Origin of the sequence: Serratia sp. CY71090 (assembly GCF_052166845.1) — a bacterium.
Lineage (GTDB): Bacteria > Pseudomonadota > Gammaproteobacteria > Enterobacterales > Enterobacteriaceae > Serratia > Serratia nematodiphila.
Map to the genome: position 1 here is coordinate 178,285 of NZ_JBJNOA010000012.1, position 10,158 is coordinate 188,442.

General features: G+C 56.9%; 12 protein-coding genes. 11 read left to right on the top strand and 1 reads right to left on the bottom strand.

The genetic code is table 11. From position 1 onward, the window contains the following. Positions 1–103 precede the first annotated feature (103 nt). Both nhaC and ACJ8OK_RS20610 read left to right on the top strand, forming a co-directional pair. Positions 104–1,543, top strand: a complete 1,440-nt coding sequence (nhaC, locus tag ACJ8OK_RS20605) for a Na+/H+ antiporter NhaC (protein WP_085337631.1) — start codon at positions 104–106, stop codon at positions 1,541–1,543. Position 1,544: 1 nt separating this feature from the next. Next, positions 1,545–2,717, top strand: a complete 1,173-nt coding sequence (locus tag ACJ8OK_RS20610) for a MalY/PatB family protein (protein ID WP_442530930.1) — start codon at positions 1,545–1,547, stop codon at positions 2,715–2,717. Between the two features lie 15 nt (positions 2,718–2,732). Here the strand turns inward: ACJ8OK_RS20610 and ACJ8OK_RS20615 are convergent, their stop codons facing one another. After that, a complete protein-coding gene (locus tag ACJ8OK_RS20615; protein ID WP_004930414.1) occupies positions 2,733–2,960 on the bottom strand; it encodes a SlyX family protein in 228 nt (75 codons plus the stop codon). Between the two features lie 356 nt (positions 2,961–3,316). Between ACJ8OK_RS20615 and fkpA the strand changes: the two genes are divergently transcribed. The 9 genes from fkpA to ACJ8OK_RS20660 form a co-directional block, all read left to right on the top strand. Next, positions 3,317–4,156 (top strand): FKBP-type peptidyl-prolyl cis-trans isomerase, encoded by an 840-nt coding sequence (fkpA, locus tag ACJ8OK_RS20620; protein WP_015379270.1) that lies wholly within the window; start codon positions 3,317–3,319, stop codon positions 4,154–4,156. A 372-nt stretch (positions 4,157–4,528) separates the two neighbouring features. Next, positions 4,529–5,251 carry a helix-turn-helix transcriptional regulator gene (locus tag ACJ8OK_RS20625; protein ID WP_033631941.1) on the top strand — a complete coding sequence of 241 codons (723 nt, stop codon included), beginning with the start codon at positions 4,529–4,531 and terminating at the stop codon, positions 5,249–5,251. After that, on the top strand, positions 5,251–5,640 hold the full coding sequence (tusD, locus tag ACJ8OK_RS20630) for a sulfurtransferase complex subunit TusD (protein WP_033631942.1): 390 nt from the start codon (positions 5,251–5,253) through the stop codon (positions 5,638–5,640). The genes ACJ8OK_RS20625 and tusD overlap by 1 nt, the downstream gene beginning before the upstream one ends. A 7-nt stretch (positions 5,641–5,647) precedes the next feature. Beyond that, a complete protein-coding gene (gene tusC, locus ACJ8OK_RS20635) occupies positions 5,648–6,007 on the top strand; it encodes a sulfurtransferase complex subunit TusC (protein ID WP_033631943.1) in 360 nt (119 codons plus the stop codon). Between the two features lie 9 nt (positions 6,008–6,016). Next, the gene (gene tusB, locus ACJ8OK_RS20640) at positions 6,017–6,304 is read left to right on the top strand and encodes a sulfurtransferase complex subunit TusB (RefSeq protein WP_004930424.1); all 288 of its coding nucleotides are present in this window, start codon (positions 6,017–6,019) and stop codon (positions 6,302–6,304) included. A gap of 143 nt (positions 6,305–6,447) precedes the next feature. Continuing rightward, positions 6,448–6,822, top strand: coding sequence for a 30S ribosomal protein S12 (rpsL, locus tag ACJ8OK_RS20645; RefSeq protein WP_004930426.1), 375 nt, complete (start codon positions 6,448–6,450; stop codon positions 6,820–6,822). A gap of 96 nt (positions 6,823–6,918) precedes the next feature. Next, positions 6,919–7,389, top strand: a complete 471-nt coding sequence (rpsG, locus tag ACJ8OK_RS20650) for a 30S ribosomal protein S7 (protein WP_004956203.1) — start codon at positions 6,919–6,921, stop codon at positions 7,387–7,389. Between the two features lie 93 nt (positions 7,390–7,482). Next, the gene (gene fusA, locus ACJ8OK_RS20655) at positions 7,483–9,597 is read left to right on the top strand and encodes an elongation factor G (RefSeq protein ID WP_004930429.1); all 2,115 of its coding nucleotides are present in this window, start codon (positions 7,483–7,485) and stop codon (positions 9,595–9,597) included. A gap of 70 nt (positions 9,598–9,667) precedes the next feature. Further along, positions 9,668–10,158: GTP-binding protein (locus tag ACJ8OK_RS20660; RefSeq protein ID WP_442530935.1), on the top strand; the 491-nt coding region annotated here is incomplete at its 3' end.

Here is a 10,158-nt window from a genome sequence, read left to right on the forward strand (position 1 = left end):
CATCTCATGAAACCGATTACATGGCCAGTGGCCTGCGCTCACATCCTCCGATTACCGAAGCCATTACGCTGTTGCAGTACCCCCTCTTCAACAGGAGCCGTATATGGATAATAAGAAAACGCTCAACCTTGGGCTGGCGACGCTGCCGATTGTGGCCATGCTGTTGCTGCTCATCATCGGCTATGGCCAGTTTGGCCTGCGCATTGAACCGCTGCTGCTGGTGTCCGCCGCCATCGCCGCCGCGTTGGCCTGGTGGCAAGGCTACCGCTGGGATGACATCATCGGGGCCATCGTGGCCAAGCTGGCTAAGGCGATGCCGGTGATCTTGATCCTGATCTGCGTGGGCGGGCTGATCGGCACCTGGATGATCAGCGGCACAATCCCTTACATGGTGTATTGGGGGCTGAAGCTGATTAGCCCGCAATACATTCTGATCGCCGCGTTCTTCATCACCAGCGTGATCTCGGTGTGCACCGGTACCTCGTGGGGGGCGGCCGGCACCGTGGGCGTGGCGCTGATGGGCGTGGCCGCCGGTCTGGACGTGCCACTGGCCGCCGCGGCCGGGGCGGTGGTGTCCGGCGCCTACTTCGGCGACAAAATTTCCCCGTTGTCCGATTCGACGAACTTCGCGGCTATCGTCGCGGATACCGATCTCTACAGCCATATCCAGCATCTGATGTACACGACGCTGCCGAGCTTCATCCTGGCCGCCGTGGTGTACCTGATCGCCGGCCACACCGGCGCGGTGGGCAGCGTGGCAACGCCGGAAAAAGTGACCGAAATCGTCAGCGCGCTTGAGGGGTTGTACCATTTCAATCTGCTGTTGATCCTGCCGCCGGTGCTGGTGCTGTGGGGCGCGGTGACCAAACGGCCGGTGATCCCCGTCATGCTGGCCGCCTGCGCGCTGGCGATCGCCATCGGCGTCGCGCTGCAGGGTTTTAGCCTGCAACAGGGGCTGAATGCGTTGATGGACGGTTTCAATCTGTCGATGTTCGCCAGCCAGGGCCATAACGTTGAAGGGATCGTCGCCGATGTGCCGCGCCTGCTGAACCGCGGCGGCATGTTCTCGATGATGAGTACGATCCTGCTGGTGTTCTGCGCCTTTTCCTTCGCCGGCGCCTTGACGCTGACCGGCGCGCTGACGGTGATCATCAGCCGGCTGCTGAAAGTGGTGCACACCACCGGTCAACTGATCGCCGCTACCGTTGCCACCACCATCCTGGTGACCGGCGCGACCAGCGACGGCAAGCTGGCGCTGTTGATCCCGGCGGAGCTGTTCAAAGGGGCCTATCGACGCATGGGGCTGGACAACAAAAACCTGTCGCGCACCGTCGAAGATGCGGGCACCGTCATCGAGCCGCTGATCCCGTGGACGGCCGCCGGTATTTACATGGCGACCACGCTGGGAGTGAGCACGCTCGATCTGCTGCCGTGGGCGATCCAATGTTATGTCGCAGTGGTGTTCGCCCTGATTTATGGCTTCACCGGCTTCGGTATCGCCAAACTCCAACCTCAGAACGACTTGCAGCGTAAGGAAGCCTGACATGACGAGTCATTTCAACGCCATCATCGATCGCCACAATACCGGCTCCGTGAAGTGGGACTTCATCGACCGCTATCTGCAACTGGACGGCAGCGAATTGTTGCCGATGTGGGTGTCCGATTTCGACTTTCCATGCCCGCCGGAGGTGCAACAGGCGCTGCATCAGCGGGTGGACCACGGCGTCTTTGGCTACAGCGAACGCGACGACGCCTACTACCAGGCGGCGATCGACTGGTTTGCCAAGCGGCACGACTTGTCGCTGCGGCGCGAGTGGTTCACGTCGATTGAAGGGGTGGTGCCGGGGTTGGCGATGCTGATCCAACTGCTCAGCAAGCCGGGGGACGGCGTGGTGGTGCAGGGGCCGTACTATGGCTCGTTCGCCAAGATAGTCACCATGAACGGCAGAGAGGTGATTGAAAATCCGCTGCTGGAAACCCCGCAGGGATACCGGATCGATTTCGACCAGCTGGCCGCCTGCCTGGCGCAGCGCAAACCGCCGCTGTTGTTGCTGTGCAATCCGCACAATCCGACTGGCCGTTGCTGGCGCCGCGAGGAACTGGAGCGGCTCATGGCGATCTGCCACGCCCACGATGTCACGGTGATCTCCGATGAAATTTGGGCCGATCTGCTGCTGCCCGGCGAGACGTTTACATCGGTGTTGCATCTGGACGAGGAATATCGCGAGCGGGTGATTGCGGCGACGTCCGCCAGCAAAACCTTCGGACTCTCTTCGCTGCGCATTTCGAATTTCCTGATCCCCAATGCCCGGCTGCGGCAGGCGTTTGTCGATCGGCTGAACGCCCACGGGCTGGATGTATTCAACGCGCTGTCGATGACGGCGGCGACCGCGGCCTATCAACGGGGCGCTGCCTGGCTTGATGAGCTGCTCGACTACCTGGCGGAGAATCGGCGCTGGTTTGAGCAGGCGCTGGCGGCCGCCGCGCCCTGGTGCACGATGACCCAGGCTGAAGGGACTTATCTCGCCTGGCTGGATTGCCGTGCACTGGGTTTGAACGATGCTGACTTACAGCAGGCGCTGGTGGCGGTGGCGAAGCTGGCGCCGTCGATGGGCAGCGGTTTCGGCCCGGAGGGGAGCGGTTTTATCCGCATCAACCTGGGGTGCCCGCGCCGCTATCTCGAGCGTGCCGTCGACGGGTTGGCACGCCTGAAATAACCGCGCAGCGGGCCCTCAATAGTGCGGCGGAGGGGTTTCTTCCGATTGCGAGGCGATCATTGAGGTTTGGGTCGAGCGCAGCTTGTCGGTCAACATGCGCAGGTGTTCGCGCATCTTCAGCATTTCCATCTGATGCTGGATGACGGTCTGGTTGAGCTCTTCGATGGTGAGCTCTTGGAAGGCCTGGCGGCTCTCCAGTTCTTCAAGCCGCTGTAGCAGGCGTTGAATGTCGGCGTTGTGCATGAGGCTACCTCTGACGCGATAAAATCCTGATTCGGCGTTATGGTAACAGCTGACGCCGGGTTTGCTCGCGCTATTTCTCCTGGCGGCGCGCAACGTTGCGATCGGCAGTGTAAAGTGCTGAAAAGTTGCACGCCCGATACGCCGTTTTTTGCTAACCTCGCCGAATATTCTGCAAGAAAAATCTGATTTATCATGCGAGTAGCACACAGGGGGAAACTTCTTGGCAAAGCGGGAGTCACACTTTGACTCGATTGGTTACCTGTGCGACTGTTTTGTTTTGTTTCAGGCAGCTATAGTAGCCCGGTTATCTTACCTAATGATTGTTTGGGGCATTGCTTCAGACACTGGAGAAATGGATGAAATCTTTGTTTAAAGTCACGCTTCTGGCAACCACCATGGCTTTTGCTCTGAATGCGACCCAGGTCATGGCAGCCGATGCCGCCAAACCGGCAGAAGCCGCTAAACCAGCGGACGCGGCGGCAGCACCGAGCACCGGCAAGTTCAAAAACGACGACGAGCAAGCCGCTTACGCACTGGGCGCCTCTCTCGGCCGTTACATGGACAACTCTCTGAAAGAGCAAGAGAAGCTGGGCATCAAGCTGGACAAAGATCAGCTGATCGCCGGCGTTCAGGACGCGTTCGCCAACAAGAGCAAGCTGAACGACGCCGACATCGAGAAGACCCTTCAGGGCTTCGAAGCGCGCGTGAAGGCTTCCGCTCAGGCGAAGATGGAACAGGACGCCAAGGACAACGAAACCAAAGGCGCTAAGTACCGCGACAGCTTCGCGAAAGAAAAAGGCGTGAAGAAAACCGAATCCGGCCTGCTGTACCAGGTAGAGAAACCGGGCGCGGGTGAAGCACCGAAAGACAGCGACACCGTGGTAGTAAACTACAAAGGCACCCTGACCGACGGTACTGAGTTCGATAACTCCTACACCCGCGGCGAGCCGCTGTCGTTCCGTCTGGATGGCGTGATCCCGGGCTGGACCGAAGGCCTGAAGCACATCAAGAAAGGCGGCAAAATCAAGCTGGTGATCCCGCCGGCATTGGCCTACGGCAAAACCGGCGTTCCGGGCATCCCGGCTAACTCCACGCTGGTGTTCGACGTTGAGCTGCTGGACGTGAAAGCGGCGCCGAAAGCCGACGCTAAAGCCGAAAAATCGGCTGACGCGAAAGCAGACGCTAAAGCGAAATAATCTCGTCGCTCTGTTTGCCACCGCCGCGGATGCCCTCCGCGGCGGTTTTCATTTCGACCGCCGCCGCTTCTCTCTCCATTGAACGCTTGACGCCTGCCGGGCATCGGGCTTAACGTCAATACCACGCGCAAACGCAAGGACTTTGCTCCGGCCGCTTTGCTAGACTAATAATTCTGACTTATCAGTCATGCGTCTGCCCCTTAGGGCGTGTACCTAAAATTGTTCCCGGCCGCCTCGCCCGCGGATGTCATCGTGCCGTTTATGCTGCTCTCAGCCAGCCGCGCTGCGGCGTGCCGACGACGGCAGCGATCCGGTTCGAGCGGTTTTAGCTGCGCCCCCTGGCACAGGCGATCTATGAGGGTGGTATCTTCGATGTCGAATTCGCTTTTATCCAGCGAAGCCAGCGAACTTGATTTGCTGAATGAACGTCCGTTTACTCAAACGGATCATGAAATCCTGAAATCCTATGAAGCGGTGGTCGATGGGCTGGCGATGTTGATCGGCGGCCACTGTGAGATCGTATTGCACGCGCTGGAAGATCTGAACAGCTCAGCGGTGCGCATCGCCAACGGGGAACATACCGGGCGTAAAATCGGTTCGCCGATCACCGACCTGGCGCTGCGCATGCTGCACGACATGGCCGGCGACGACAGCAGCGTGTCGAAAGCCTACTTCACCCGCGCCAAGAGCGGCGTGCTGATGAAGTCGGTGACCATCGCCATTCGCAATCGCGAACAGCGGGTAATCGGCTTGTTGTGCATCAACATGAACCTCGATGTGCCGTTCTCGCAGATCATGCAGACCTTTATGCCGCCGGCCACGCAGGACGTGCCGTCGTCGGTGAATTTCGCGTCTTCAGTCGACGATCTGGTGGCGCAGACGCTGGAGTTCACCATCGAAGAGGTGAATGCCGATCGCTCGGTATCCAATAACGCCAAGAACCGCCAGGTAGTGCTAAACCTCTATGAGAAAGGCATCTTCGACATCAAGGATGCGATCAATCAGGTGGCGGATCGCCTGAATATCTCCAAACACACCGTGTATTTGTACATTCGCCAGTTCAAGAGCGGCGATCTGTTGGGAAACGACCGTTGATGCTCGATTATTGTCTGTTGGTCACCGGCCCGGCTTACGGCACGCAGCAGGCCAGCAGCGCCTATCAGTTCGCTCAGGCCCTGCTGGCGAAAGGGCACCGGCTTTCCAGCGTCTTTTTCTACCGTGAAGGGGTGTTGAACGCCAACCAGCTGACCGCGCCCGCCAGCGATGAGTTCGACCTGGTGCGCGGTTGGACGCAGCTGGCTCAGCAACACGGCGTGGCGCTCAACGTCTGCGTGGCCGCCGCGTTGCGCCGCGGCGTCGCCGACGAGCAGGAGGCGGCGCAGCAGGGGCTGGCAAGCGCCAACCTGCAGCCCGGTTTTACCCTGAGCGGGCTGGGTTCCCTGGCCGAAGCGTCGCTAAGTTGCGACCGTCTGGTGCAGTTCTGAGGATAGGATGAAACGAGTCGCTTTTGTTTTCACCCATGGGCCGCACGGCGGCGCCAGCGGCAGGGAAGGGCTGGATGCGCTGCTCGCCACGTCGGCGCTCAGTGAAGATGTGGGGGTGTTTTTTGTCGGCGATGGCGTATTGCAGCTGTTGCCGGGCCAACAGCCGGAAAAGATTTTGGCGCGCAATTACATTGCCACCTTTGGCGTGCTGCCGCTGTATGACGTGGAGCGGTGCTATCTGTGCCAGGCTTCACTGCAGGAACGCGGACTGAGCCAGGTGACCGATTGGGTGCTGGACGCCGAGGTGCTGGCGCCGGACGAACTGCGCCGCGAACTGGCCGGCTACGACGCCGTGATGACGTTTTAGGATCCTCTGATGCTGTATACCCTGAGCCATTCGCCAAACCAATGTGACCTGCCTGCGCTGCTGCGCCTGACGGCGCAGGGCGACGCGCTGTTGCTGCTGCAGGACGGCGTGCTGGCAGGCCTTGCCGGCAGCGCTCATCTTGAATTGCTGCTCGCCGCCCCCATATCCCTTTATGCGCTGCAGGACGACCTGGAAGCCCGGGGATTGGTTGGTCATTTTTCGCACAAAATCACTGTCGTCGGCTATAATCACTTCGTTGAATTAACCGAACAACACCGCAGCCAAATGGCCTGGTGATGAGAGTGATGTTGTATATTTCTTGACACCCATACTGGTCAGCCATAAAATTCTGCGTCCTCGTACTTTGCCAGTAGTGCATACGAGGGGATTTATCACATGTTTACGAAGCTAGTACGAAGCAAAAACCAGGAGCTTTTTTAATGGCAACAATTAACCAGCTGGTTCGCAAACCACGCTCTGTGAAGGCTGCTAAAAGCAACGTTCCAGCGCTGGAAGCCTGCCCGCAGAAACGTGGCGTATGCACCCGCGTATATACCACTACCCCGAAAAAACCAAACTCCGCACTGCGTAAAGTTTGCCGTGTGCGTTTGACCAACGGTTTCGAAGTGACTTCCTACATCGGTGGCGAAGGCCACAACCTGCAGGAACACTCCGTAATCCTGATCCGTGGCGGTCGTGTAAAAGACTTGCCAGGTGTGCGTTACCACACCGTCCGTGGTGCACTTGACTGCTCCGGTGTTAAAGACCGTAAGCAAGCTCGTTCCAAGTACGGCGTGAAGAAGCCAAAGGCTTAATGGTTCTCCGTTAAGTAAGGCCAAACGTTTTAACTTTAATGTCAAAATAAACTCGTAGAGTTTTGGACAATCCTGAATTAACAACGGAGTATTTCCATGCCACGTCGTCGCGTAATCGGCCAACGTAAAATCCTGCCAGATCCTAAGTTCGGATCTGAGCTGCTGGCCAAATTTGTAAATATCCTGATGGTAGACGGTAAAAAATCTACTGCAGAAGCAATCGTCTATACCGCGCTGGAGACCCTGGCTCAGCGTTCTGGTAAAGATCACCTGGAAGCTTTCGAAGTCGCTCTCGACAACGTTCGCCCGACTGTAGAAGTTAAGTCGCGTCGCGTTGGCGGTTCTACTTATCAGGTACCAGTTGAAGTCCGCCCGGTTCGTCGTAATGCTCTGGCAATGCGTTGGATCGTTGATGCTGCACGTAAACGCGGTGATAAATCCATGGCTCTGCGCCTGGCGAACGAGCTGTCTGACGCAGCAGAGAACAAAGGTTCTGCTGTTAAGAAGCGTGAAGACGTTCACCGTATGGCCGAAGCCAACAAGGCGTTCGCCCACTACCGCTGGTAATCATCCGGCTGTAGTCATGCTAACCAAGCGGGCGCGTCAAATCGGCCCGCTTGGGTTAACTGAACTTGAACGCCCTAGGAATAGAGGAATCAAATGGCTCGTACAACACCCATTGCACGCTACCGTAACATCGGTATCAGTGCTCACATCGACGCCGGTAAAACCACCACTACCGAACGTATTCTGTTCTACACCGGTGTAAACCACAAAATCGGTGAAGTTCATGACGGCGCTGCCACCATGGACTGGATGGAACAGGAGCAGGAGCGTGGTATTACCATCACTTCTGCAGCGACTACTGCCTTCTGGTCTGGTATGGCCAAGCAGTTCGAACCGCATCGCGTAAACATCATCGACACCCCAGGGCACGTTGACTTCACCATCGAAGTAGAACGTTCCATGCGTGTGCTGGATGGCGCGGTAATGGTTTACTGTGCTGTTGGTGGTGTTCAGCCACAGTCTGAAACCGTATGGCGTCAGGCTAACAAATACAAAGTGCCACGTATCGCGTTCGTTAACAAAATGGACCGTATGGGCGCTAACTTCCTGAAAGTTGTAGGCCAGATCAAAACTCGTCTGGGCGCCAACCCTGTTCCTCTGCAGCTGGCTATCGGCGCAGAAGACAAATTCACCGGCGTTATCGACCTGGTGAAGATGAAGGCGATCAACTGGAACGAAGAAGACGCAGGCGTAACCTTCGAATACGAAGACGTGCCGGCTGACATGATGGATCTGGCTGAAGAATGGCGCCAGAACCTGATCGAGTCCGCTGCGGAAGCTTCCGAAGAGCTGATGGAAAAATACCTGGGCGGCGAAGAGCTGACCGAGGAAGAAATCAAATCCGCTCTGCGTCAGCGCGTGCTGAACAACGAAATCATCCTGGTTACCTGTGGTTCTGCGTTCAAGAACAAAGGCGTACAGGCGATGCTGGATGCGGTAATCGAATACCTGCCGGCACCAACTGACGTTCCTGCGATCAACGGTATCCTGGACGATGGCAAAGATACTCCGGCTGAGCGTCACGCAAGTGATGACGAGCCGTTCTCTGCGCTGGCGTTCAAAATCGCTACCGACCCGTTCGTGGGTAACCTGACCTTCTTCCGCGTGTACTCCGGCGTTGTTAACTCCGGCGACACCGTGCTGAACTCCGTTAAGGCTGCGCGCGAGCGTTTCGGCCGTATCGTTCAGATGCACGCTAACAAGCGTGAAGAGATCAAAGAAGTTCGCGCAGGCGACATCGCCGCTGCGATCGGTCTGAAAGACGTGACCACCGGGGACACCCTGTGTGATCCAGACTCTCCAATCATCCTGGAGCGTATGGAATTCCCTGAGCCGGTAATCTCTATCGCCGTTGAACCAAAAACCAAAGCTGACCAGGAAAAAATGGGTCTGGCTCTGGGCCGTCTGGCTAAAGAAGACCCGTCATTCCGCGTATGGACTGACGAAGAGTCTAACCAGACCATCATCGCCGGTATGGGTGAACTGCACCTCGACATCATCGTTGACCGCATGAAGCGTGAATTCAACGTTGAAGCTAACGTGGGCAAACCTCAGGTAGCTTACCGCGAAGCGATTCGCGCGAAGATTACCGATGTTGAAGGTAAGCACGCCAAGCAGTCTGGTGGTCGCGGTCAGTACGGTCACGTTGTGATCGACATGTACCCACTGGAGCCGGGCTCTAACCCGAAAGGTTACGAGTTCATCAACGACATCAAAGGTGGTGTAATTCCTGGCGAATACATCCCTGCCGTTGATAAAGGCATCCAGGAGCAGCTGAAGTCTGGTCCGTTGGCTGGTTACCCGGTAGTAGACATGGGTATTCGTCTGCACTTCGGTTCTTACCACGACGTTGACTCCTCTGAACTGGCGTTTAAACTGGCCGCGTCTATCGCCTTTAAAGAAGGCTTTAAGAAAGCGAAACCAGTTCTGCTTGAGCCTATCATGAAGGTTGAAGTTGAGACTCCAGAAGAGAACACCGGTGACGTTATCGGTGACTTGAGCCGTCGTCGCGGCATGCTGCGTGGTCAGGAATCTGAAGTGACTGGCGTTAAGATCCACGCTGAAGTACCGTTGTCCGAAATGTTCGGCTACGCAACTCAGCTGCGTTCTCTGACTAAAGGTCGCGCATCATACACCATGGAATTCCTGAAGTATGATGATGCACCGAACAACGTCGCTCAGGCCGTAATCGAAGCCCGTGGCAAATAAGCCGCAGGGTTAAAACCAAAGTCCCGTGCTCTCTCCTGAAGGGGAGAGCGCTATAGTAAGGAATATAGCCGTGTCTAAAGAAAAATTTGAACGTACAAAACCGCACGTTAACGTTGGTACTATCGGCCACGTTGACCACGGTAAAACTACCCTGACTGCAGCGATCACCACCGTACTGGCTAAAACCTACGGCGGTTCTGCACGTGCTTTCGACCAGATCGATAACGCGCCAGAAGAAAAAGCTCGTGGTATCACCATCAACACCTCCCACGTTGAGTATGACACCCCGACTCGTCACTACGCGCACGTTGACTGCCCAGGGCACGCCGACTACGTGAAAAACATGATCACCGGTGCTGCTCAGATGGACGGCGCGATCCTGGTAGTAGCTGCGACTGACGGCCCAATGCCTCAGACTCGTGAGCACATCCTGCTGGGTCGTCAGGTTGGCGTTCCTTTCATCATCGTATTCATGAACAAATGCGACATGGTTGATGATGAAGAGCTGCTGGAACTGGTAGAAATGGAAGTTCGCGAACTGCTGTCCGCTTACGACTTCCC